The organism is Chryseobacterium sp. GQ58, assembly GCF_059758895.1.
In genome coordinates this window covers 849,029-873,193 of record NZ_JCAXEH010000001.1, presented here as the reverse complement: position 1 = coordinate 873,193, position 24,165 = coordinate 849,029, and the positions used below count along the sequence as shown (strand labels likewise).

The 24,165-nt window shown below is 32.5% G+C and carries 27 protein-coding genes and 1 pseudogene; 9 read left to right on the top strand and 19 right to left on the bottom strand.

Annotated elements, in window-relative coordinates:
* Window positions 1-56: 56 nt before the first annotated feature.
* Together AC6CHK_RS04150 and greA are read right to left on the bottom strand one after the other, a co-directional pair.
* Complete coding sequence (locus tag AC6CHK_RS04150; RefSeq protein ID WP_498093815.1) at window positions 57-446, bottom strand: HIT family protein; 390 nt, start codon at window positions 444-446, stop codon at window positions 57-59.
* A 37-nt stretch (window positions 447-483) separates the two neighbouring features.
* Window positions 484-954, bottom strand: a complete 471-nt coding sequence (greA, locus tag AC6CHK_RS04145) for a transcription elongation factor GreA (RefSeq protein WP_498093813.1) — start codon at window positions 952-954, stop codon at window positions 484-486.
* Window positions 955-1,062: 108 nt separating this feature from the next.
* Between greA and AC6CHK_RS04140 the strand changes: the two genes are divergently transcribed.
* Window positions 1,063-1,521 carry a hypothetical protein gene (locus AC6CHK_RS04140; protein ID WP_498093811.1) on the top strand — a complete coding sequence of 153 codons (459 nt, stop codon included), beginning with the start codon at window positions 1,063-1,065 and terminating at the stop codon, window positions 1,519-1,521.
* Between the two features lie 39 nt (window positions 1,522-1,560).
* Here the strand turns inward: AC6CHK_RS04140 and AC6CHK_RS04135 are convergent, their stop codons facing one another.
* The 3 genes from AC6CHK_RS04135 to AC6CHK_RS04125 are packed head-to-tail and all read right to left on the bottom strand — an operon-like array spanning window position 1,561 to window position 3,948.
* Window positions 1,561-2,397 carry a GLPGLI family protein gene (locus AC6CHK_RS04135; RefSeq protein WP_498093810.1) on the bottom strand — a complete coding sequence of 279 codons (837 nt, stop codon included), beginning with the start codon at window positions 2,395-2,397 and terminating at the stop codon, window positions 1,561-1,563.
* Window positions 2,398-2,410: 13 nt separating this feature from the next.
* On the bottom strand, window positions 2,411-3,295 hold the full coding sequence (locus AC6CHK_RS04130) for a thioredoxin domain-containing protein (protein ID WP_498093809.1): 885 nt from the start codon (window positions 3,293-3,295) through the stop codon (window positions 2,411-2,413).
* Window positions 3,295-3,948, bottom strand: a complete 654-nt coding sequence (locus tag AC6CHK_RS04125; RefSeq protein ID WP_498093807.1) for a hypothetical protein — start codon at window positions 3,946-3,948, stop codon at window positions 3,295-3,297. Before AC6CHK_RS04125 ends, AC6CHK_RS04130 begins: the two co-directional genes overlap by 1 nt.
* A 750-nt stretch (window positions 3,949-4,698) precedes the next feature.
* Between AC6CHK_RS04125 and dtd the strand changes: the two genes are divergently transcribed.
* Window positions 4,699-5,148 carry a D-aminoacyl-tRNA deacylase gene (gene dtd, locus AC6CHK_RS04120; RefSeq protein ID WP_498093805.1) on the top strand — a complete coding sequence of 150 codons (450 nt, stop codon included), beginning with the start codon at window positions 4,699-4,701 and terminating at the stop codon, window positions 5,146-5,148.
* 213 nt (window positions 5,149-5,361) lie between these two features.
* A complete protein-coding gene (locus AC6CHK_RS04115) occupies window positions 5,362-6,240 on the top strand; it encodes a hypothetical protein (RefSeq protein WP_498093803.1) in 879 nt (292 codons plus the stop codon).
* 68 nt (window positions 6,241-6,308) lie between these two features.
* Here the strand turns inward: AC6CHK_RS04115 and AC6CHK_RS04110 are convergent, their stop codons facing one another.
* The 10 genes from AC6CHK_RS04110 to AC6CHK_RS04065 form a co-directional block, all read right to left on the bottom strand.
* The gene (locus tag AC6CHK_RS04110; RefSeq protein WP_498093801.1) at window positions 6,309-6,821 is read right to left on the bottom strand and encodes a hypothetical protein; all 513 of its coding nucleotides are present in this window, start codon (window positions 6,819-6,821) and stop codon (window positions 6,309-6,311) included.
* Window positions 6,822-6,867: 46 nt separating this feature from the next.
* Window positions 6,868-7,407 carry a hypothetical protein gene (locus AC6CHK_RS04105; protein ID WP_498093799.1) on the bottom strand — a complete coding sequence of 180 codons (540 nt, stop codon included), beginning with the start codon at window positions 7,405-7,407 and terminating at the stop codon, window positions 6,868-6,870.
* A gap of 6 nt (window positions 7,408-7,413) precedes the next feature.
* Window positions 7,414-8,787 carry a DUF4153 domain-containing protein gene (locus tag AC6CHK_RS04100; protein ID WP_498093797.1) on the bottom strand — a complete coding sequence of 458 codons (1,374 nt, stop codon included), beginning with the start codon at window positions 8,785-8,787 and terminating at the stop codon, window positions 7,414-7,416.
* Between the two features lie 37 nt (window positions 8,788-8,824).
* The gene (locus AC6CHK_RS04095; protein ID WP_498093795.1) at window positions 8,825-9,310 is read right to left on the bottom strand and encodes a Coq4 family protein; all 486 of its coding nucleotides are present in this window, start codon (window positions 9,308-9,310) and stop codon (window positions 8,825-8,827) included.
* A gap of 187 nt (window positions 9,311-9,497) precedes the next feature.
* On the bottom strand, window positions 9,498-10,337 hold the full coding sequence (locus AC6CHK_RS04090; RefSeq protein ID WP_498093793.1) for a metallophosphoesterase: 840 nt from the start codon (window positions 10,335-10,337) through the stop codon (window positions 9,498-9,500).
* Between the two features lie 147 nt (window positions 10,338-10,484).
* A complete protein-coding gene (locus AC6CHK_RS04085; RefSeq protein WP_498093791.1) occupies window positions 10,485-10,775 on the bottom strand; it encodes a hypothetical protein in 291 nt (96 codons plus the stop codon).
* 78 nt (window positions 10,776-10,853) lie between these two features.
* A complete protein-coding gene (locus AC6CHK_RS04080; RefSeq protein ID WP_498093789.1) occupies window positions 10,854-11,144 on the bottom strand; it encodes a winged helix-turn-helix domain-containing protein in 291 nt (96 codons plus the stop codon).
* 52 nt (window positions 11,145-11,196) lie between these two features.
* The gene (locus tag AC6CHK_RS04075; protein ID WP_498093787.1) at window positions 11,197-11,814 is read right to left on the bottom strand and encodes a hypothetical protein; all 618 of its coding nucleotides are present in this window, start codon (window positions 11,812-11,814) and stop codon (window positions 11,197-11,199) included.
* A gap of 65 nt (window positions 11,815-11,879) precedes the next feature.
* The gene (locus AC6CHK_RS04070; RefSeq protein ID WP_498093785.1) at window positions 11,880-13,106 is read right to left on the bottom strand and encodes a cation:proton antiporter; all 1,227 of its coding nucleotides are present in this window, start codon (window positions 13,104-13,106) and stop codon (window positions 11,880-11,882) included.
* A 144-nt stretch (window positions 13,107-13,250) separates the two neighbouring features.
* Window positions 13,251-14,015 carry an enoyl-CoA hydratase/isomerase family protein gene (locus AC6CHK_RS04065; RefSeq protein ID WP_498093783.1) on the bottom strand — a complete coding sequence of 255 codons (765 nt, stop codon included), beginning with the start codon at window positions 14,013-14,015 and terminating at the stop codon, window positions 13,251-13,253.
* A 210-nt stretch (window positions 14,016-14,225) separates the two neighbouring features.
* Here AC6CHK_RS04065 and AC6CHK_RS04060 point away from each other — a divergent pair, with 210 nt between their 5' ends.
* The 6 genes from AC6CHK_RS04060 to AC6CHK_RS04035 all read left to right on the top strand — a co-directional run bounded on the left by AC6CHK_RS04060 (window position 14,226) and on the right by AC6CHK_RS04035 (window position 18,745).
* Window positions 14,226-14,957 carry a hypothetical protein gene (locus AC6CHK_RS04060; protein WP_498093781.1) on the top strand — a complete coding sequence of 244 codons (732 nt, stop codon included), beginning with the start codon at window positions 14,226-14,228 and terminating at the stop codon, window positions 14,955-14,957.
* A gap of 18 nt (window positions 14,958-14,975) precedes the next feature.
* A complete protein-coding gene (locus AC6CHK_RS04055) occupies window positions 14,976-15,623 on the top strand; it encodes a hypothetical protein (RefSeq protein ID WP_498093779.1) in 648 nt (215 codons plus the stop codon).
* Between the two features lie 220 nt (window positions 15,624-15,843).
* Window positions 15,844-16,416 (top strand): sensor histidine kinase, encoded by a 573-nt coding sequence (locus AC6CHK_RS04050; protein ID WP_498093777.1) that lies wholly within the window; start codon window positions 15,844-15,846, stop codon window positions 16,414-16,416.
* Window positions 16,406-17,080 carry a response regulator transcription factor gene (locus AC6CHK_RS04045; RefSeq protein WP_498093775.1) on the top strand — a complete coding sequence of 225 codons (675 nt, stop codon included), beginning with the start codon at window positions 16,406-16,408 and terminating at the stop codon, window positions 17,078-17,080. The genes AC6CHK_RS04050 and AC6CHK_RS04045 overlap by 11 nt, the downstream gene beginning before the upstream one ends.
* Before the next feature lie 269 nt (window positions 17,081-17,349).
* On the top strand, window positions 17,350-17,901 hold the full coding sequence (locus AC6CHK_RS04040; protein ID WP_498093773.1) for a phage tail protein: 552 nt from the start codon (window positions 17,350-17,352) through the stop codon (window positions 17,899-17,901).
* Window positions 17,902-17,926: 25 nt separating this feature from the next.
* The gene (locus AC6CHK_RS04035; protein WP_498093771.1) at window positions 17,927-18,745 is read left to right on the top strand and encodes a T9SS type A sorting domain-containing protein; all 819 of its coding nucleotides are present in this window, start codon (window positions 17,927-17,929) and stop codon (window positions 18,743-18,745) included.
* Between the two features lie 171 nt (window positions 18,746-18,916).
* On the opposite strand, the gene AC6CHK_RS04030 is transcribed toward AC6CHK_RS04035, so the two are convergent.
* From AC6CHK_RS04030 to AC6CHK_RS04015, 4 genes and pseudogenes are all read right to left on the bottom strand, one after another.
* The gene (locus AC6CHK_RS04030) at window positions 18,917-19,609 is read right to left on the bottom strand and encodes an SMUG2 DNA glycosylase family protein (RefSeq protein WP_498093769.1); all 693 of its coding nucleotides are present in this window, start codon (window positions 19,607-19,609) and stop codon (window positions 18,917-18,919) included.
* Between the two features lie 8 nt (window positions 19,610-19,617).
* Entirely contained in the window at window positions 19,618-20,322 is a 705-nt protein-coding gene (locus AC6CHK_RS04025; protein WP_498093767.1) for an XAC2610-related protein, read from the bottom strand.
* Window positions 20,323-20,390: 68 nt separating this feature from the next.
* Window positions 20,391-22,886 carry a phenylacetic acid degradation bifunctional protein PaaZ gene (gene paaZ / locus AC6CHK_RS04020; protein ID WP_498093765.1) on the bottom strand — a complete coding sequence of 832 codons (2,496 nt, stop codon included), beginning with the start codon at window positions 22,884-22,886 and terminating at the stop codon, window positions 20,391-20,393.
* Between the two features lie 518 nt (window positions 22,887-23,404).
* Window positions 23,405-23,990 (bottom strand): annotated as a pseudogene (locus tag AC6CHK_RS04015) (acyltransferase).
* Window positions 23,991-24,165: the final 175 nt, after the last annotated feature.

Here is a 24,165-nt window from a genome sequence, read left to right as displayed (position 1 = left end):
TTAAATATAATTAAAGAAAATCGCAAAAAATTTCTTTTTCACGACCTTCTGATTTGTTAAGAATTTATTATTGAATTCTGAATTTCCGTATACTCGTCAACAGACAATTTTAATCTTTCGTTTCTAAAGTTCATATCTTCCATTTTATTGAGAGGAATAAGATGAATATGCGCATGTGGCACTTCAAGTCCTACAACTGCCACGCCTATTCTTATACACGGGACGGCATTTTTTACTTTTTTAGCAACTTGTTGTGCGAAGCTCCAAAGGTTTTTGTATTCTTCATTTTCAAGGTCAAAAATCAAATCAGTTTCCTTTTTAGGAACAACCAATGTATGACCTTTCACCAAAGGCATTGCATCCAGAAAAGCAATAAAATTTTCATCTTCCGCTATGATAAAAGCAGGAATTTCCCTGTTAATGATTTTTGTGAAAATTGAACTCATTTTTTGAGAAGTTAGATATTAGAAATTAGATTTTAGTTTATAGTGTAATTTCCAACACATTGAAAGACAACTTATTTCCGTTCGGCAGTACAATCTCAGCAGTTTCTCCGATCACCTTTCCTAATAAACCTTTTGCGATTGGTGTGTTTACGGAAATCCTGCCTGTTTTCAGATCGCTTTCATTATCCGGCACCAACGTGAAAACCTGCTCTTTTTTGGTATCGTTATTCATCAGTCTTACCGTCGTTAGTATCGATACTTTTGAAGTATCAAGCTGGCTTTCGTCAATAATTTTTGAAGAAGAGATTACATCTTTCAGCTTAGAAATCCTCATTTCCAGCATTCCTTGAGCTTCTTTGGCTGCATCATATTCTGCATTTTCCGACAGATCTCCTTTATCTCTTGCTTCTGCTATTTGCTGAGTGATTTTTGGTCTTTCAATAGTTTCCAGTTGTTCCAGCTCAGCTTTCATTTTGTCTAATCCTTCCTTAGTTACATAGCTCGCCATAATCTTAAAATTTGTTTTTAGTATAAAAAAATAATCCGACATTTGTCGGACAATGTTTTTGCGTGTTAATCGTTATTGTTTTACAAATATATAAAAATTTATATTGAAATGAAAAAAACTTTTTCAACCATATTATTTTTCATCTTATTGGCGTTCAGTATTTTAAATATAAATTCATGCAGCAGCAGAGAAGATACGGTAAGCTGCTTTCCTTTAGCACCAATCAGCGTTAATCTAAATCTTAATCTCGCAGCTTATAACGAATTAAACTTCGTTGGCGGTTGGATTTATGTTGACGAACAACAATCGGGAACCCGCGGTTTAATTGTTGTGAGAACTGTAGATAATCCTGCATCTTTTAAAGTTTACGACCGCAATGCACCTCATCTTTGTCCGGACAATGATACGACGCTTGAGGTGAAAGACAACATCAGTATTGTTTGCCCTAAAGACAATGCTACATGGATCATGCTTACAGGGCAACCAACTTCCGGGTCTTCGCTTCCTCCGAAAACCTATTTCTGGAATTACGATCCTTCAACTAAAAATTTAAATCTTTATAATTAGTTTAAAAATAAACTTTGTTATTTAAAATATTTTTTCGCTTTATTTAATTGGATACTTAATTGCTTTATCTAATTCGATAGGATTATTAAATGACCTCAGTTTCTTTCTTTCGCTTTTTTCCGCTGGTTTTAATTGATCTTTTGTTAAAATCGTCCCATCCTCCAATAATAGCTTTTTTCCCTCTGTAAGATTCAACCTCCCGTTTAGTATATATTTGAAAGGATTTTGATAAAGTTCTAATCTGAGAATATTCAGTTTTTTATTATTTGTTTTTATTGCTCTCGATTTAAAACCATTTAAAGTATAGCTTTGATAATCTTTTGGAATTTTTTCACTTTTAATTAATTTGAAAATATAATCTTTTTTAGTATCATAAATTTCAATAATTAATCCTGGTAAGCCATTAAAACTATATGGGCCATAAGACAATGGAATTTCCTGAGCAAACCAAGCAATCCATTTTCTTCCACCGAAACTTGTTTCAGCTTTTTGTACATTTAATTCGTTTATAATTTTTGTACTATCAATAATTTTCCATTCAAAATTTACCGGTTCTTCTGTCTTATAAAAATTAACATCACCTATATATTCATAATTTTCATAAAATGAATTTTTATGTTTTTTAGTTAAAAATGGTGTTAATTTAAATCCTTTAAAGCCATAGGTTTTAGAACTGGTATATAATGAATCATTAACATAATATAATCTGTTATAATAACTAATATTTTCCTTAGTAATGTCTACAATATAATTCTCTTTAACAACATAATTAATTGTCGAATCTTTTTTAGAACTTACTTCATATACAAATCTATCATTTTGAGAATATAATAAACATGTACACAGTATAAAAAGTAAAGCAAATATTTTTTTCATTGAATTTTGTGATTTATATGATTTCAGAATCGTCTACAAGTTCCGATATAAAATATTCTATATCAATTCTTTCGTATTCAAGAGGATATTCAAAATTATTAATAAAAATGGTTGGTGTATAATATATCTTGTTTTCATTAAGCCATTTTCTTTGATTATTTAATATTAAAATTACATTTTCTTCATTTTTAAAATATTTAGTATATTTTTTATACCAATTCTCTTTTTTATTTGTGGCATCGTGTAGAATATACCAACTATTTAAAGCATCTAAAAATTCATTCTTATTTTCAGCTTTATCATAAATCCCAGCCAATTCAATATAAGCTTTGCTAATTTCTTTTGATTGTTTTTCAAAATCTACATCAAAAACAATGTTGATACTAAGCTTATCCGACAAATTATTAATTATTCTCATAAAAAAAGGATAAAACTCTTTACAATGCTTACAATAAAGATTTGTAATTAAGGTTAAATTATTTTTTGAATTTTCATTCCCAAATTGAAATGTATTAGAATAATCACTATTTCTCAACTTATTCTGAATTAATAAATTATTTTTAAAGAATGCAAAATTCTTTCTTAATTTAATATATTTTTTATTTTCATCTTCAAGTTTTTGAAAAGCAGCAAATTTTATTTTGAAGTAATAAAGACTAATCGATACTGTTATAAAACCTATAATATAAAGCACAAGTGCATTATAATTTATGCTTTTGGTAGAAAACAAAAAATACAAAGATAAAATCTGAATTACTATAAAAATAATTATCAGAATACATATTGGACATATTTTTTTTATGATAAAAAATTGATAATATATAGTTAATAGCGCTAAAGGAATAAAAAGAAGTAAACCATATTTATAAATAATAAACAATGTTTCTACTTGGTGCATCAAAGACAATAAAATAAAACAAAACAGAAGAATTGAGTACTAAAGAAGACAATGGAAACTTCTGATAAATCTACATATTTTAAAACATTCCAACGTTTGGCATTAAAAACAAAGTCGCAATCGGTTTTTAAAGTTTTATTTTGACAAACACCTAAAGGAATTATTGTTCCTTTACCGTGCGTCATTTTATATGCCTCAAAAGCTAAAATCAATCCTCCAATTGCAGTTATTGAAAATATTATTTTTATCAGTACATATGTTGAATCTTGGATAAGGAGCAACACTGTAAATAAAAGAATAATTATTAAAAATATTTTCGATATTGGAAGTTTATTTTTTTTCCCGTCTTCTATTTTGTTTATAACTAAAGCAATATTATCCCAGTTATCAATGCTCTCACTTTTTTTATTTTCAATAAATTTGAATTCACCATTTGATAAAATAATAAACTTTTCAGGAAGTAATTCAATTTCATCATCCTCAACTTGATATGCAGCATTTCCGATATTAAAAAAATTCAAAGTATCTGAATATGATAATAGCATTGGAAAATCAGGATGTCCCTGATGTTGTAATATAAACTCCTCTTTATCAATTTTTGCCCCAATATAATCTAAATATCTAAAAAGTATTTTATAGTTTTTATCCTTCATTTTGCTTTTTTATTAATAAAAAAGCAGCAACATATACAATGTTGCTGCTAATTTTCATGATTCTCTTAACAACAAGAATGACTACTACAACGCGAGCTACCATCACTATTATTGCTATTAACACAAGCTGCCATTACACATCCACATTCAACGCCTCCATCTATAGAAAGCTCATTTGGATTTTTCTTTGCACCGCTTACAGTTTTCATTTCTTTTCTTGAAAGTAATTTAATTTTTTCATAGTTTACGTTAATAAGTTATAAATTTTATTTATTAATCATGACAAATATATAAAAAAAATACATTAAAAAAATAGTAATCATAAAATTAATTAATATTTTACACTTATTAAAAGAAAATATTAATCGTATGAGAAATTTTGGAAGTTATCACAATTATATACCCACAAATTAAAAATTACATTTAATTATTTCAATTGAAGTTCATTAGATTTTTTTTGCACCGCTTATGAACTTCATCTCTTTTCTTGTTTCTTGAAATTTTTTATTTTTTTTCATAACTTTTGTTTTAAATTAATTTTAATTTATAAAACAAATACAGTATTAATAAACCTAAATTACATTTACTATTTAATACGAACAATACCAAACAAAAATGCTTTCATAGTCATTATTGAAAATAGCAAGTATTATTAATAAAATAAAACAATGTCATCAATGTAGTAAAAAGAAAGTATATTTGAATTTAAAAGAGAAATCCTTGCACTAAAAATGCTATTAAACAACTAAAATGAAAGCCGTTATTCAAAGAGTTTCCGAGGCCAATGTAAAAGTCGACGGTAAAATTGTCGGTGAAATAAGCAAAGGTTTAATGCTTTTAATCGGAATTGACGAAAACGACGAAAAAGCAGATGCAGATTGGCTTATTCAGAAGATTTTAAATCTGAGAATCTTTGGAGACGAAAATGACAAGCTGAATCTTTCTGTAACAGATATTTCCGGCGAAATACTTTGTATAAGCCAGTTTACACTGATTGCAGATTATAAGAAAGGAAACCGTCCGTCATTTATAAAAGCTGCAAAACCTGATAAAGCCATTCCTCTTTTTGAATATTTTAAACAGGAAATTAAAAAATCAGGATTAAAAACAGAAAGCGGAATCTTCGGTGCAGATATGAAAGTCTCTCTAATTAATGATGGTCCGGTGACTATTGTGATGGATTCGATTACAAAAATTTAGTTCTTGAGTCAGTTTACAGTAAATTTTGAGCCTTTTTTTACCACAAAAACAAAGATTCTCTTTCAAAATAAACAGAAAAATATTCATTAAATTAATAAAAAACAACTAAGATTATCAACAACATACAAGATTTAAGATAAAAATCAGGTCCTATGTTTACCATAATAATATTTTTTTTAACTAGTTTTATCACCCTAAAACTAATTTACAATTATGAAAAAATGTTATTTATTTTTATTACCATTTTTGGCTTGTAATATTTCGGCGCAGGTCGGAATAAATACAACAAATCCTAAAGCCACTTTGGATGTAACTTCTAAAGCAGACCTCAATCAACCGGACGGAATTATTATTCCGAGAATTTCCGGGGATTTATTAAGTCAAAAAGATGCTGTATACGGCCCGGAACAAAATGGAGCCATCATTTTCGTAACCAGTCCTGTAACCACGGAATCTATAAAAACACAAGGCGTTTTGAATACCGGTTTTTTCGTTTATGATGCCAATTATACACATCCTGACGCCACAAAGGGAGTTTGGAACAAAGTAAAAGTCAATGATCTTGCTTCGACCAGCAGTCTATATGCTGCGAGAGGTGCTGGCGATCTTGAATTGTTAGATTTAGGAATCAATTTGTTAGGTTCTGCTGTAAAAACCATTCCTATCAGAAGCACAACCACAAATGACTTTACGGTAGAAATACCTTCTGCACAGGTAACGTATGACAGTGGAACTCAGGATGGATATTATACGGTTCCGGCAGATGGTATTTATCATATTGATTACAGTTTCAGAACCGGACAGGGAATTACAGCAGAGGTTTTATCCAACGACAGACCAGGCTTGATTATCACCAAGACAGATCCGGGAAGCACAACTCCCGCTCCGCTTGATTATCGTTTGTTTGGCGGTGTAGAATTATTGGATTTAGGAGCATTAGGTGTAGCTAATGTGTCACTTACACAAGGACAGATAAGCCATATTTACAAATTAAAAGAAGGTGATATACTTCGGTTTGGCATTGTACAAGGCGGATTAAACCTTGGTACACTTACCGATACGTCTGCAGAAATATCAATATTTAAAATGTAATTAAAATTATAAAAAAGGCTTCCTCATTTTAGAGAAAGCCTTTTGTTTTTTTATGTGATTGTCATTAATTATCTTACAGGAACGCTGGAAAAATTAAGCGTCACTTTAAGGTTCATATCCGATGTTGTCTGATTTTTCAGTTCATAAACTGTTCTTACGGTAACTCCCGTACTTTTTACAACTTCATCTAAAAATCCTGTACTGTTTAAATCCAAATTCAAGCTTGAACTGTTTGAAGATATATCAGAACGGGATGCCACCAATCTTTCGCCTGTACCGCTGGATGAAATATAAACCTTTACAGACTTCAATGCGCTAAGGTTTCCGCCAGTTGGTGTAACAACTGATATTTTAGCATCAGAAATTCTCACATCTTTGATTTGTGCATTGTTGTTTCCTCCAAACCAAGACTGCACGTTTGTCGCCGTAGCAGTGGAAGAAATTTCTTTATTCGCAGGTACTCCGGTTGAAACCAGCACATTTGCCGTATACGGGAAAGTATTCTGTACAATCGACTGTACCGTTCCACAACTTACTAAAGCTGCCGAAGCGAGTACTGCTATAGAAAATATATTTTTCATAATACTAATTATTTATAAAACATCATTTGCAGAAACTATACCAATTCTATTCTACACTTACAGAAAAACTCCCTGTTGTATTTCCGTCTGCCATATTATTTTTTCCGATAATAAGCCAAACTTCGCCTTTTTCGGGCACTTTATAGGTAATTTCTCTCATAAAAGGGCCATCCATTTGACCATTTGGCAGCTTGATCTGATTAAATCTTATGTTAAAATCTTTTTGCTGGGTTTCGATTTTAGCTTTAATCTGTGGCTTGCTGTAATTTGAAATTTTCAGAATAAGCTTATCGTGATCTTTGGTAAACTCTTCTCCAATCGTAAAAGGAACCCGTTCGCCATCAGCCATTCTTATAATTACCCTGTCTTTTTCTTCCCTCATCACACCTGTACGCAAAACCTCTTTCGTTGCCGGTGCATTATTGATCACAGAATCGTTCTTGCGGATCGGAGAAGAATCTTCAGTATTATTTAAAGAATCCTGATTGAGAACAATAGAATCGTTTTCTGGCATTTCGGTAACCGGTGCATCTTTTTTACAAGATATGATCATTAAAGGAATAAATAACAAGACTAATTTTTTCATAATTAATTATTTTTGAACAGTTTCGTAGAAAAGGATTTTTGAAAGAAATGTATCAGAACTTTCATTTTTCACCCTTTCTAAAATATCTTTTTTAAGTTTTATATTTTGTTTTTCTTCAGCGTATTTCAGCAAAGCTTTTTCACTGAAATTAACAGATTTGAAGTGATAATTTACATCAAAATTACTTCTTTCTATATTTTGAGACGTGATAATTCCGCCCCAGTTGACATAACTGCAAGCTAAAATTGTTCCATAAAAATACCAAATCATCGAATTGAAAAGATACGCATTTGTTTTTTGAGTCTGAATTTTCACAAAAGTCAACGTCAATCCAATTAAAGACAATATTAGAAAAGCATAAACGCCAAAACGCTTATAAGTAAAGCCTAAATTAACAATATATTCCGTGTTTTTCAGGATTGCAGAAATCACTAAAACAGCATTCAGAACAATCCAGATTTTTACTAAATTTTTCATTAAACCCGCTTTCGGATCAAAGTTGAAATTTGATTTAAAATAAAACATAATTACCAAAATCGCCATCACAATTGACACGATTACTGCGCCTACTCTTTCGTGCGTTTCTTCAGAAAGCTGGCTTGGCGTTTTTACGGTTTCGTAAAACTGCTCATAATTAAATGTAATTATAAAAAACAGCAGCAAAATATTTAATGAAAAGAAAGAAATCACGCCACTCATTCTTTCGGTGTTCAGATCTAAAAAAGAATAAGTTGGCTTCTGAATTTTATGCTCATCCTGAAAATCATTATTTAGGATATGATTTTGTTTATAAATCATTTTTTCTACATAATAATTCCAATAATTAAAGGCGACAAAAAATCCTAAAACAGAAATACAGAACAATTGCCAAAAATTAATATCAAACTGAAAATCAGTAAAAAGGCTGGCAAAATGATCACTTCCCGCCGAATAAATTCCAAAAAAAGCTGAAATCAAAATCAACGGAATTCCTATAAAAGCCAACGCTTTTTGCCAAACTCCGGACATATTTCTTTTCGGAAGCCAATCGTCAAAACTGAAAATCCTGCATATAAATGTGAAGCAATTGACTATAAAAACCGGAATCAGCAACAGGATTTTCAAGCGTCTGTTTTGAGACCGATAAGAAAGCAGCAAAAGTGAAATTACAACCGCCAAAAGTGAAGGAAAATCTCCGTACCAAGCAAAAGCGGCACTCGAAAGTACGCTTGTGATAAAAAGAATCACAAAGGTTTTTGTTCTGTTTTTTCCTGAAGTCCTAAAAAAAGTAAGCAATGAATAAATGATTCCTAAAATACCAAGATTAAGGCCTATATTTTCATCATAAAATAAAATGATAAATAAAGCGGTTGTAAGAAATATATAATGATGTGTTTTCATAAGTTTAAAGTTAGGTTGAGGTTAAGGCTAAGCTGTGTTAATAAAAAACCTGAGTTTCTTTGTTTCTGAAAAAGTCTTTGATGTGTTCAAAATTTTGCCATAGAAGTTCTTCAAAATCGAGATGATAAAAAGCTCTCATGCTTTGACCTTTTTTGTACGCATTGATGTACATTTTGTAATATTCGGGAAGAATAAGTATTCCCAAACCGATTGCAGCAAGAAGATGCGCGTTCATTTTTCCGTTTCCGAGAAGCAGAAACTGCATGGCGATTTCGTCCTCAAAATTGGTTCCGCAGCCGGTAAGCAAATGATGTACATCGTGATTTTCCATTTTGGGAATCATGGTAAAACCGTGTTTATGGTAAAATTCACCAAGTTTTCTTCCTAAAGAATCTTTATGAAATTCCAGCAATTGCTTTTCGTTGAATTGCCATTGCCGCTTTTTCTTTTTAAAATATTTTCTGTATAATTTTTGCGTTTTGTCGTAAACGAAGAGGAGTAATTGGACGCGTAGTTTTTTCATGATTTATTTTTGTTGAAGTTTATACTGATAACTTTTTAACGCAATGGACGCAAAGTTTTTTTAAAATCGCAATATGTATGTTTATGATAAACCAAGCCGCTTTGCTTATTGATGTAAAACAAAAAATAGTATTTCATATTAAGTGTAACATCTTTGCTTGATTTTAAATAAAGGAAAGTTTTCATACTTAAGCTTGAGCTAAAGTAAAAACCGTAATTTCCGGGCGCACCATAAACCGAACCTGAAATGAATGGCCGATTGCACGGTTGATATAAAGCATTCTTCCGTCTTCCAAATCGATTTCTCCGGAAACATATTTTTTATTTTTTACAGGAAGAATTGGGGTGACTATTCCGGGAATCCTGCATTGTCCACCGTGAGTGTGACCACTTAAAATCCACCCTTGATAACCATTCCAGACATCCTTATCACAAACATCGGGATTGTGACAAAGCACAAGATTAGCTTTTTCAGCATCATAATCTTTCATCACTTTCATCGGGTCAAAATTAGGCGACCACAAATCTTCGAAACCGATAAAGTTTAAACCTTCACATTCTTTTTGTTCGTTGTTCAGCATTGTAATTCCAAAACTTTGCAAAATGTCGGAGATTTTTTGTGAGGATTTTATATTTTCCCAACTTTTTCCGTAATCGTGGTTTCCTAAAATTCCAAAAGTTCCCAATTTTCCAAATATTGCTTTTCCCATTACTTTTTTCAGATTATTTTGATCTTCTTCTGTTCCGTGATTGACGAAATCGCCCGTGTAAACCACAAAATCAGGGTTATATTGTTTTGCTTCCTGGAAAGATTCAATCAGAAAACTCCAATCGAAACGATTTCCAACGTGTAGGTCTGAAATCTGCATCAATGTTTTTCCATCCAATTCTTTTGGTAAATTTTTAATTGGAAGCTTTTTCTTTACAAATTCAACCCAAAAAGGCTCAATCTGCCACGAATAAAGAAAAGGTAAAGTTCCAATCACCGAAAGCTGGAAAATTCGCTTTAGAAATTTTTTTCTGGTCATTTTTAAATTGTTTTGGAGGAATCATCTAAATTTCACACTTTCCAAAGGCAAGGCATTATAAACAGTGCTTTTGTCATGTTGAATGATAATTTAGATTCTTCCTTCGTCAGATTGACAAAGACTTATTTATTAACAAGTGATTTGCAATTAGCTTCCTGCGAAAGGACTTCCGAACAAACCAACCGCCAACTCCACCCAAGTAACGAGCAGAAGAAATACAACTACGCAGCATAAAAGTATTTTGTAGGTTTTGTTCTTTATAATTCTCTGAATAAGATCAATAACGACAGCCGTTCCGAATAAAAGTACAGCAGCAATTACAAAATCTGCAGGCGACCAGTCGAATTCTTTCGAGAAAACATTTCCGAATATCGGAATACAGAATAAAATTGCCGGAACAGAATAGATAAGCGTTGTTTTTTGTTTTTGTGTAATCATTTTTTTAAGTTTTAATTGTTAAAATTATTTTATAAAGTACTTTGTATTTCAAAGTTAAATTTCAAAAAAAATAGCTTTTTATCTTGCTATTAATTTTTCTAAAGCATCAAGATGCTCGGTAAATGCGGTTCTTCCCGCTTGAGTTACCCGATAAGAAGTTTTGGGCTTTTTACCTACAAATTCTTTTTTCACTTCAATATATTCAGCTTTTTCTAATGCATTGCTGTGGCTTGCCAAGTTTCCGTCTGTAATCTCAAGCAAACTTTTCATTTCAGAAAAATCAACCCAGTCGTTGACCATGAGAACGGACATAATGCCCAATCTTACACGGCTTTCGAATTCTTTGTTGAGTTTTGAAATGTTGATCATTTTTAAATTGAATCAGTTATTTAGTATTTGAGAGTTTTTAGAGTCTATGTTACTATTTATATTTTTTATGCATAATCAAACCATATACAATATGCAAAATTCCGAAACCTACAGTCCAGGCGATCAATCCCCATCCTAGAAAGAATAGTGAAATAAGTCCTAAAATAATTTGACAATAACCTAAATATTTTATGTCTGTCAAAGTATATCTTTCAGCACTTACCAACGCTAAGCCATAAAAAATAAGCGTAGCAGGAGCAACCAGCGAAAAAAGATTGTGATATAAAAGCGCGAGACAAACTACACCGCCCGTTACCAAAGGAACCGCAAAAGTAAATAATAGCCTTTTGGTAATGCCGTCCCAAATTTTCAAACCTTTCTTTTTACTTTTATTGGCTGTAAAAAAATATCCGCTGAGAAGTGCAACAATTAAAATTACCGTTCCTGTAATGACCAATTCCCAGACTAAATCTTTGCTGAAAATATTTCTGTTACTATCAAAGTAATCAACTTTTTCTCTCTGGAAAACAAAATAAACGTAGATCGCGCCAATAATCGCAGCCAAGCCGGCGCCAACCCCAGATAAACCGCTCAATGAAATAAAGCGTGAAGATCGCTCCATCATGGTGCGGATGTGTGATAAGTCTTCGTGATAGTTTTTCGATTCCATATAAAAGAACTTTGAATTGCAAAGTTATATTTTATTTTGATATAACAAAACGTTTTTTGATTTTTTTACCTTAATGATTTGGCAACCTTTTCGATCGTTAAGCCCTGAATCAGGATACTAAACAAAACAACGAAATAAGTGGCAATAAGAAGAACTTCTTTAGCCGGGCTTTCGGGCAATGACAATACTAAAGCAAGCGAAAGACCGCCCCTTAATCCGCCCCAGGCAATAATTTTAGCATCATTTTTACCAATCCCAATTTTTTTAGGAAGAATTTTTAACGGTAAAAAGACAACTAAAGTTCTTATAATAAGTACAACTGCAACGGAAATCAGCCCCAAATAAATGTAGCTTTCCTGAAAATCTATTACAACAAGCACAAATGCAATAATGATAAATAAAACAGCATTTAAGATAACATCTACCAATTCCCAAAACTTGTGAACATATTCCTGAGTAATATCGCTCATCGCCACAGAAGTTCGGAAATTACCAACAATAAGCCCCATCACAACCATTGAAAGAGCACCAGAAATGTGGAAATAATTGGCAAAATAATATCCGCTCATTACAAATGCGAGCGTAAGTAATATTTCGGTTTCATAATGATCAACCGATTTTAAGAAAAGATATAAAATATAACCTAAAATCAAACCCCAAATAATCCCACCAACCGCTTCCTGAAGAAACAAAACGCCAAAATGTGAAAAGCTGAATTCTCCGGTTTTCAAAGTATCCAAAAGCGCAATGAAAACTACAACCCCGATTCCGTCATTAAATAAGCTTTCGCCGACAATGATGGATTCTGTTTTTTTGGGAACTCCTGCTTTTTTCAAAATCCCCAAAACCGCAATAGGATCCGTAGGCGAAATAAGAGCCCCAAAAAGCAGACAATAAATAAAGCTTATTTCAATTCCTAAAAATCCTGATATAAAGTAAGTAGCGCCGGCAATAAGAATTGTAGACAATAATACACCTATAATTGCGTAATTGGCAATAGGTCTTATCTGCCCTTTTATATCCTGCCAATCGGTATGCAAGGCTCCTGCAAAGAGAAGAAAGCCAAGCAAAATATCAATTATAATTTTATCAATTCTTGCATTTTCAAAAAAAATTTCAATAGAACTCACATCAAATCCGAAGAAAAAATGTGACGAAATAATAGCTATCGATAATATCGTCGACAGAAAAAACAACCCGATAACGAAAGGTAATTTGATAAATTTTTGATTAATGTAAGCGAATAAAGCCGAAAGGCTTATCAGAATTGTCAGAATTAAATAGATACTCATTGTTTAGATTAGATTATATTAATTTAAAAGTCGGAAAACCTATATGAGCATAGACTTTCCGACCTTCAAATTAAGCATTTTTTCTAAATAATTAATATTTCAGCAAAATTTTCGTTGAAAATAGCTGATTTATTAAAACTGAATCTATTTATTTCTCAGTCTTTCTTTAATACCTTCAATATTTTTCTTAGCAGATTCTTCCAAAATTAAACTGGCGCTCATATGAATTCTTGCTGGCATCAATTCATTGAAATGATCCGTCCCTTCCCACGAAACTTTTTTGATTAAAGCTAAAGCATCTTCACTTCTTGAAGAAAGTGTGTTCAAGAATTTCTCCAATTTGGAATCCATTTCGGCAATAGTTTCCGAAACTGAATGATAAATATTATGCTGTTCTGCCCAATTTGCCGATCTGAAATCTGCATCAATCGCCATTGCAGAAAACTGCGATTTCCCTATTTTTCTTTCTACATAAGGCCCGATTACGAAAGGCCCGATTCCTAAGTTGATTTCCGTCAAAGCCAAAGCAGAATCTTTCGTTGCGAAGCAATAATCTGCACCGCAAGCAATTCCTACGCCACCGCCCGTTGTTTTTCCCTGAACTCTTGCCACCACAATTTTTCCACAATTTTTCATTGCATTTAAAACTTTAGCAAAACCTCCGAAAAACTTTTCAGAAGCTTCTAATTCTTCAATTCCCAAAAGCTCATCAAAACTTGCACCTGCACAGAAAGCTTTTTCGCCTTCTGATTTTAAAAGTATTGCTTTTACTTCTTTTTTTGCGCCTTCATCCAAAATGGTTTGTGCCAGTTTTTCTAAAATCGCTCCGGGAAGAGAATTGCTTTTCTGGGTTCCGAAAGTGATTTCTGCAATATTGTTTTTAATTTCTGATGTTACAAAATCGTTCATTTTTAAAATAGGATTTGAAAATTATTAATCACAAAAATACTTCAATCTTCTCAAAAAAGCAGATCCTTTTTTTATTATTTAATTGATTATAAATGTATATGATTAAATATTTTTTATAATAATACAAACAGCTATAACATTAATATTATTTAATTCTATTATTTGTTTAAAAAATCTAAATTGTTTACTTTTATGGCTAAACTAAATCACATGTCAAATTTTAATTATGAGAATTATCTCAAAGCGATTCAGGAATGGGAAAATAACCTTTCAAACTATTCCGAAATCGAAAGACTTATTCCTTTACCTTATGTTTTTTCATTAACACCTGACCAGATCGACCGGATCAGCAGGGAAGACGAAGATCCGAAGAATTTCAGATTGGATATTGGAATATTTAATAATCATCTGATCATGATTTTGATTCCCAGAGATAGTAAAGGAGTTGTAAAAGTGACAGAAAACTACACATATATAACATTGGCCGGACTAGAAAACGATCTGCAACTAAAAGAGATACAACAATATACGTTGATCAACCGAAGTGTACTTTCAAAAGACCTTACGAGATCATCAGTAGATTCTGACCTGAATTTTCCTATCCTGAGCCGCCCAGCTATTGAGCAACAAGTAGCCGTGAAAGAAATTGGAGAATGGCGGGATTCCGGAATGGAATGGTTCCGCAGAGAATGTGACGAATTTGAAGGAAAAAGAATTTTCAAACGGTTTTTTATTGCTAAAGAAGATCTTTTACATGACAGAAGCGCGACAACTCACATTACATGTTCTTTTGCGTTGAAATTTTCTGATATTTATCAAAGAATGCTCGTGACGATGGTTTTTATTTCTTTTCAACAAAATGCATTGATGGGAGAAATTGGTAGCGATCTGAGCGTTTCCAATACTTATGATTACGCAAGACCCTGTCCGCCAGTCTGCTAAAAAAGGCGTTGATTATTAATGGAAAACTTTTATTTTATTTCACTGTATATTTCATACGGATTGCTCGTTCTTGCCTGCATATCCGGAATTATTAAATATTCATTCTTGGGTGGTAAAGAAAAGTGGTATCTATATTATTGCGTTTTTTTACTTTTAGTGGAAATTGTTACCAATACATTGATTGAAGTATTCCATTATAAGAATACTTCTTTTATGTATCCTATATTTATTGCGGGAGAATTTTTTATCCTGACAACTTTATATATCAAAAAACTAAAATTGTCAAATTATTGGATGATTCTTGCTTTTATTTTAGCTTCCGGATTGTTGATTGTAAATCAATATTTGATATTGATAAATGATTATATAAAAGTAATATCAAATATTACAATCGTATGTTTTGCAGGATATACATTATTACAGGCAATAAAAAGTGAGAAAAAAGCAAATCATTTTCTATCGGTAGACGCATTTGTTTTTATGTATTATTCTGTATCCGTATTTATTTTTGTGCTTCAGCATCAGCTTACATCATTGTCTGAAAAAAGTTATTTTATCATTTTAAGCACCAATAATATTTTATTGACCATATTTTACAGTTCATTGATTTTTGCTTTTTTACGGCTGAAAAAGGCAAAGCACATCAAAAATATCGCTAATTATTAATTTATAAACTTTTACAATTAAAGAAATAACACTTAATATCAGCTTTTTTATTATTCTGATTATCGTTCTGGTAATTATAATTTTCTTTATTCTGTTAGCTTACAAATTTTTTATAGACCGCATTATCAAAGAAAAAAACCTGCAATACCAAGCAGAACTGAATCATCAGAAACAGCTTGCATTAGAAAATTCCAAAACTCAGGAAGAAGAGCGGAAAAGAATGGCAATCCTGATTCATGATGACATCGGCAATCGGCTCAATATTCTTTCTTTGTGGATTCATAATCTTGATTTAAATAACAAAGAAGCTTCGGAAAAAGTAATCTCGAAACAGATTTCTGATCTTATAGATTCGGCGAGAAGCATTTCTCACTCGCTATATCCCGTAAATCTGGAAAAATTGGGACTCGTTTTATATATAGAAGAATTAATCACGAATCTTTCAAACAAAATTAAAATTCTGCTTTATGTAAGCCCCGAATATCAGAAAAAAGATATTTTTTCAGAAGTTCAGATTTACCGTATTATTCAGGAATTTACCACCAATGTTATCAAGCATTCCGCAGCAGCAGAAATGAGTATTTATATAAAAGATAACAAGAAAAACAGAACTGTTATTTTATCTGACAACGGGGAAAGTTTTGATTATCAAAACGCCCGAAAAGGAATGGGACTCAAAAATATCGAATCACGTATAAAATCTGTCAATGCTCTTTACAAATGGAAAAACACTATTGGTAAAGGTAGCCGGCTGATCATTATAATTCCCCAAAATACCGAATATGAAAACTAAAATCGCCATAGTAGACGACGAGCAACTGATTCTTGAAGGTGTGAAGCTCCTGCTTTCTCTCGAAAAAAGCATTTCTGTCGTCTTAACTTCAAATAATGGAAATGATTTTCTTGAAAGCCTGCAAACGATAGATTCCGAAGATCTTCCCGATATTGTATTGGTAGATATTCAGATGGAGCCAATGGATGGTTTTGAATTGGTTGAAATTCTGAGGGAAAAACATCCTGAATTTAAAATAATCATCCTTTCATCTCATTATAAAAGCAGTATTTTAGGCTATATGGTAAAGTTGGGCGTTTCTGCTTTTCTGCCCAAAAATTCTGATAAAAATACATTTATTGAAGCGATAAAACTGGTTCATAAAAACGGCGTATATTTTACCGCAGAAGATCATAAAATGCTTTTTTCTTACATGAACAATCCGCCAAAGAAAAAGTCTTTATTTGACACAGTTGATGAGCTTTCCGAACGGGAGAAAGAAGTAGTAAAATTGATCTGTCAAGAGCATACCAATCATGAAATTGCAGAAAAGCTGTTTTTAAGCCCAAGAACTGTAGAAAGCCACAGACAAAGGATTTTAGATAAAATCGGCGCTAAAAACACGGTCGGAATTGTTATTTACGCAGTTGTAAATGAAATTTATTCTCTTCCAGTTAAGCTTTGAAACCGAATTTGTTATTTGATGTTTTCTGTAAAGTAGCTTATTTATACTTCAAATAATTTAGTCTAAACAGACCTTCAATCTTTGGATGTCTTTATTATTTCTGCCGTTATTCTAAAAGGATTTTACAAACTTTACGTATAAATACTGAATGCAGCATTTGGTACTTTCTACTCTATTTTCATTTAAACACAAGTTGTTCCTTTGAATATCATTAAAACAGTTGTTAATGACTGTCATTTACACTAAATCAAACTTAAAATAGAAAAATTATGGAAGAATTTATAGGAATTATCAAATTATTTGCTGGGAATTACGCCCCAAGAGGATGGATGTTTTGCGACGGAAGCTTATTAAGAATTCCAAACAATTCTGCTTTGTTTTCGATTATAGGAACAACTTACGGAGGTAATGGCGTAGAAACATTTGCTTTACCCAATCTGAAAGGGCGTATGGCACTTGGCGCAGGCAACGTAAATGCAAACAAATATTACCCGCTGGGTATTGTTGCCGGAACTGAACAAACAACAATCTTACAACAAAATTTACCTAGCATCGGTGCAGGATTTCAATTCAAAGTTGCTAATAAGAATGCAAATTCAGCAACTCCCACTGCAACATCATCAATTGGTATTACAGGAACACAGGTTGGAAGAGACTTCAACGCTGTACCAGGTTTTGTAAATGATGCAAACCCCGATACTGCAATCAGCGGGCAGGCAATCTCTTTTGTGGGACAAAACATACCCGTTGATAATATGCCTCCATATTTAGGGCTGAACTATATTATCTGTGTAGAAGGAATATATCCTCCGCGAGATTAATTAAAATTCATTAAAAAATAAAAAAATGAAAAGCACTATATTCTTTTCGATCTGTAGTCTTCTCATCTCAATGTTTACTTTTGGGCAGACAAGTACAGAGCAGTTTGAGACAGAAACTCACGGAAGTCCTAGCTTTACAGATAACGGAGTTATTTTCAATATAATATCTCATGTCGGGCTCTTTGATGTTCAGGGTAATTATCCCGGTACAGGATGGAATGGCAATGCTGCTGACAATAGATATATTGACAATTCAAATGATGTAGCATCTCCACCGTCTTTTAGCATTAAATCAACATCAAATTTATTTAAAGTTAATAGATTCTGGATATATTTATCAGCTTTGAATTTAGATCTAGCTGTCGCAGGAACTCTTACTGTGACAGGCAAGCTAAACGGTGTAACTAAATTTACACAAACAAAAACCAGTGGCTTTGCAACATCATTAAATCCTACAAACGGATATACTTTGATCGATCTTACCAATCTTAACGGTCAAAACTATTCCAATCTGATCATTGATGAACTTCAGCTGACATTGGGAGGCCTTTACCGATATGCAGGATTTGATTCCTTCAGTTGGGTCAAAGATTCGGGAGTTGTTTTAGCAACGGATGATATAAAAATTAAAAATAAGATCAGTATTTATCCAAACCCCACAAGCGGTATATTTTCAATTAAAACCAATGAAAATACAAAACTGGAGATATATAGCGAAAATGGCCAATTGGTGAAAACTATCGATGCCAAAAAAGGAACTAATACTGCTAATATTTCGGAGCTTCAAAGTGGTTTATATCTATTAAATTCTTCTTCCGGATCTTATAAGATTATTAAAAAATAAAAGCTTAAACATTAAAGTTAGAAAAACTAATAACCATGAAAACTTTATTTTAAGCAGATTGCACACCATTTTTTATATAGGCGTGATAAAATCCCTGGATTATTTCGGGGATTTAATCAAAACAGCTGTTTCCATCATTCTATTTACACAGATGAAAAGATCCCTTAAAACTTAAGGGATTTTATTTTTCAAAGCCAGAATATATTTATCAATGAAAAGCTGTTTTTCTTTCGATTTATATTGCTGAATATATCTCGGATGTTCTAAAACCGTCATTTTTTCAAACAGATTGGCTTCCGTATTTAGTTTTGAAATGAACTCTGCATTCTTCTTTCCTAAAATAAAAACTTCCGAAGTATCAAGATTTAAGCTAATGTGTTTTTTTAAACATTCGATCATAAAATCTTTTACAGCATTGAAAAGTTCTTTATCATCGTAATAATTGGCATTAATCCAAGTGTTTTTTGATTTCCGTACAATTGCTAAAGGGAAAGGTGAATTGATGTAAATATCTTTATAAAACACATCCGGACCTCCATAATTCTCGATCACGTCGTACATAAAAACAGAGGAAATTTCGTGTGTGTGGGCCGATTCCATTTTTATTCCGCAAACACTTTCCAAACGTTTTGTATCAGTAAATGGGACTCCGGTAACTCCTGCACCGTGCCGACTCGGATTGATCCCGACAATAAATTTTCTTTGATGTGAATCGTTATAATATTTGTGATAAAACTTTTGCATGACTTTAACAGTTTCAGGATTATCCAAATAAGGGTTTAAAACCTGAAAATCATCAGGTAATTTTCCTGAATATTTTAAATTTTGATTAAAATTGATGATTTTATCAGCAAAAGCTTTCATGTATGCAATTATTCTAAAGGTTTATAATTTGTATATGAAAGATTGGAGTTTTCATCGTCTTTAGCAAGCCTCTTCTCAATTATAATAAATCTTCCTGTAGAATCTTTTTCTTTGACAACTATTGAATCTGAGATATCTATTTGTGCAAACTCTTCTAAAGAATCTTTCCTAATTCTTAAAAAAACGGTTGTTGCAGAACCTGTTAAAATTAATGAATTAATACAGTTTAATTTAGAGTTGAAACATAAATTAGGATAATTATCAGAATTCTTAATGTGAATAAATCGTCTGTTTTTTTGTTCATAAATAAACAATGTTCTTATTTCATTTCCTCCTCTACCTGCAATACCACTTCTATAAGTAAAATCATTAAAGCCGTCATTATTGAAGTCTTCTAAAGCAGCATCTATTCCCGTTATTCCATCTTTATCGAAATAAAATTTATCCGTTAAACTCAAGACAATCTCAACATTTTTCTGTTTCTTAAAATTCCAAATGCTATCTTGTTTATAAAATTCAATCATTACGAATACTTCATCATTCTTATTATTTCGAAATTTTTCAATTATAACTTTTGTTTTACCATTCAATCCATTATTTAAACTGTCAACAAACTTTTCTTCCGAAATATATGTATTGGTTTCTTTTTTCTTACTTTGTGAACAAGAAAAAAGAATAAGAGTAATTACAAATAGAATTGTTATAGGTTTCATATTTGAATATACTAAAAATCCCTTCAGCTAAAAACTAAAAGGGATTATAAATGTAAACTTATTTTGAATTAAATCAATCCAAACTGCTCAAAATGATGTGTAAAATGTTTTCTTTGGAAAAGCTCCATCATTTCTTTATTTAAATGTCCGAATCTTGGATTATAATGTTCCGCAAAAGGATTTTCTTTGAAATAAACGGTAAACTCTTTTAATGTTTCAATTAATTTCGCCTTTGCTTCGTCTAGATTTTTATTTTTATTCTGAGGAACTTCACCTTCTTTCCATAAAGGATATTGCGCTCCCGGACGAATCTTTTTATCGGTATACAGCCAATCCTGAAGTTTTTCTAATTTCTCAGCAGGAATTTCAGGGAAATCTTCCGGTTTCAAGTCGCCGAAACCATTTCTCAAAACTTCTTCCAAATGCTCAACCATCAACTGAGGTGTAAAATCTCCAAAAAGAGGCTGTGTTTTTTCAGTCAGAGCATTCAATTTTTTCTGAATATTCTGAACTTTAAAATCAATAAATGGCGAATGTTTAGCCACCAAAGTTAAAATTGTCGCCACACAAACCACCTCATCTCTTTGATTCACAACTTCAACCAACCATTTTACAACACCGGAAGGAATATTTCTTCCTTTTACTCCTCTATTAATCTTCTCTTTCGCTGTTAAATAAACCGTAATCGTATCTCCCGCATAAACAGGTTTAAAGAACGAACAGTTTTCCAATCCATAGTTAGCGATAACAGGACCTTTTTTGCCCGAAACAAATAATCCAGCTGCTGCAGAAAGAATGAAATATCCATGAGCAACGGTTTTATCGAAAATAGTTCCTGATAAACTTGTTGCGTCTGTGTGAGCATAGAAATGATCCCATGAAACATTCGAGAAATTAACGATATCTGCATCAGTAACCGTTCTTCCTGCTGTTTCCAAAGAATCTCCAACCTCAACTTCCTCAAAATATTTCTGGAAAGGATGTTTGTCTGAAAACTTTTTCTCTGCTCCTTGCTGATACACTTTTGTAATCGCCGTTAAAATATCAGGCGAACCTTGAATTGCTGTTTTTTGAAGGAAGAAATGAAGACCGTTCAGTCCGCCCATTTCTTCACCACCACCTGCTCTTCCGGGACCTCCGTGCATTAACGTAGGAAGTGGCGAACCATGGCCTGTGCTTTCTTTCGCATTATCTCTGTTTAACACAAAAATTCTACCGTGCTGAGAAGCCATTTTCCATGAAGTTTCTGCAACAAATTTCTCATCGTGAGAAACAATTGAACCTACCAAACTTCCTTTTCCTCTTTTTGCCAACGCCGCAGCTTCTTCCGCATCTTTGTAAGGCATCAAGGTAGAAACCGGACCGAAAGCTTCGACGTCGTGAGAGATATTTTTAGTAAAAGGAGAATCATTTAAGAACAATTTCGGAGACATAAATGCACCATTTTCATAGTTGGCATCTACTAGTTCATGTTTTCCGTCGTAAATCAATTCGTTTTCAGTTTTCAGAATGTCTACTTTTCTTAAAACTTCGTCATATTGTTGTTTTCCAACCAAAGAACCCATTCTCGTTTCTCTGCTTAGTGGATTTCCGATTTTTGTCTGGTCCAAAGCTTTAGACAAAGCATTCTGAACGTCACCAATTAAGTTTTCAGGAACAATGATTCTTCTGATCGCTGTACATTTTTGTCCGGCTTTCGTGGTCATTTCTTTACGAACTTCTTTAATGAACAAATCAAATTCCGGAGTTCCCGGTTTTGCATCCAATCCGAGAATTGAGCAGTTTAAAGAATCTGCTTCCATATTGAAACGGACAGAATTTCCTGAAACAGAAGGTAAGGATTTTAGCTTTTTCCCTGTCGTCGCAGAACCTGTAAACAAGACAGAATCTCCATCCTGAACATAATCAAGAATATTTCCCGGTTCACCACAAACCAATTGAAGTGCTCCTTCAGGAAGAACTCCACTTTCAATCATATCCTGGAAAACTGCATTGGTCAAATAAGAACCATACGGAGAAGGTTTCACAATTGATGGAACACCAGCCAATAATGAAGTTGATAGTTTTTCCAACATTCCCCAAACAGGAAAGTTATACGCATTGATTTGTACAGAAACTCCTTCACTCGGTGTTAAAATGTGAGTTCCTAAGAAAGTTCCGTTCGCAGAAATTTTCTGAGTTTCCCCATCTACCCAAAACGGAGTATTCGGAAGCATTCTCTTTGCCAACCCTGAGTATGTAAAGAAAGTACCGAAGCCTCCTTCAATATCTACCCAAGAATCTGCGTGAGTTGCCCCTGTTTTATATGATAATTCGTAATATTTTTTCTTTCTTTCTAAAAGGTAAAGCGCTACTTTTTTTAACATTTCTCCACGATCGTAGAACGTCATGGATGAAAGATTTTTGTACCCTACCGTTCTACCGTAATCAAGAGCCTGTTCAAAATTAAGCCCTTCTGTGTCAGAAATGGCAACCTGCTCTCCCGTCACGGCATTGTATAAAGGAATTCCGTTTCCGGTGCCTTCTACCCATTCGCCGTGGATATAGTTTTTTAATTTTTCCATAAAATATTTTATATTTTTAGTTTAACAATGTATCAATGTAACAGTTTACCAATCTTTAGAAGAATTTTACTATTGTTACATTTTTACATTAGTATATTGATATTTAACATTCTATCTTCATTTAAGATCTTAGACTTTACTATTCTGATTTCTCCACTAGTTAATGGTTTTACATTTCCGTTTTGAGCAAAAACCATAGATTGAAATGCAAACAAAATACTGAAGAAAATGAGAAGTTTTTTGAACATGTTTATTTGATTTTAATCTTAAAAACTATTTGATTTTCTTACTGTTTTTAAAGAATTCTTGCCAAGATTTATTACCATTTCCTAAAACAAAATTGATAAATGAGAAAGTGAAGAACATAAGCAGATAAAACATCCAATCTTCATTCTCACGCTTAAAAATAAGTCTTATGAGGTAAAAAAATATTAAGCCTATTAATCCCAAAATTAAAGATTTTCCGAAGTTTCGTAAGGTGAAAATATCTTTCATAAATCTTTTTTTTTGCAATTCAATTATTTCACATCATCCCAAATGCTGTAATCAACAACTTTTGTAGGAATTTGCTGAACAAATTCAGCGAATGGTTCACAAGGTAAAATCGCATCTTTTCCTTCTCTTGCCAATCCCTGATATAGTTTTGTGCCTTCCGTTTTCCATTTAATCGGAAACATCACGGATAATCTTTGCGGGACTACCAACAATTAATTTTCTCGCATCACATCTGAAATTAGCAGGGACAAAAGCCAATGCACCGATAATACATTCGTCACCGATAACTGCTTTATCCATTACTACAGCATTCATTCCAACTAAACAATTTCTACCTATATGTCCGGAATGAATAATCGCACCGTGACCGATGTGTGCGGATTCTTCTAAAATAGTTTCAATTCCCGGAAAAACGTGAAGTGTACAGTTTTCCTGAACATTTGCACCGTCTTTGATGATAATTTTACCCCAGTCGCCACGAATGACCGCATTGGGACCAATATAAACCTCTTCTCCGATTTCCACATTTCCGATAATTACCGCTTGCGGATGAACGTAAGCGGAAGGCTTGATGATGGGACGAATGCCGTGATATGAGTAAATATTCATAAATTTAACTTTATTATTAAATTCTTTTGTCTTGAAACAAAAGAACCAAAAATTCAAGACTGTAAACTTTTATGCTACAAATTGAAAAATTCCCTAAAAAGTTTAAAACTCGCTTCGCTCAAACATAAAACTTTTCTTAACGGTAATTTTGAAATTTGCTTAACGCTAAAAGTTT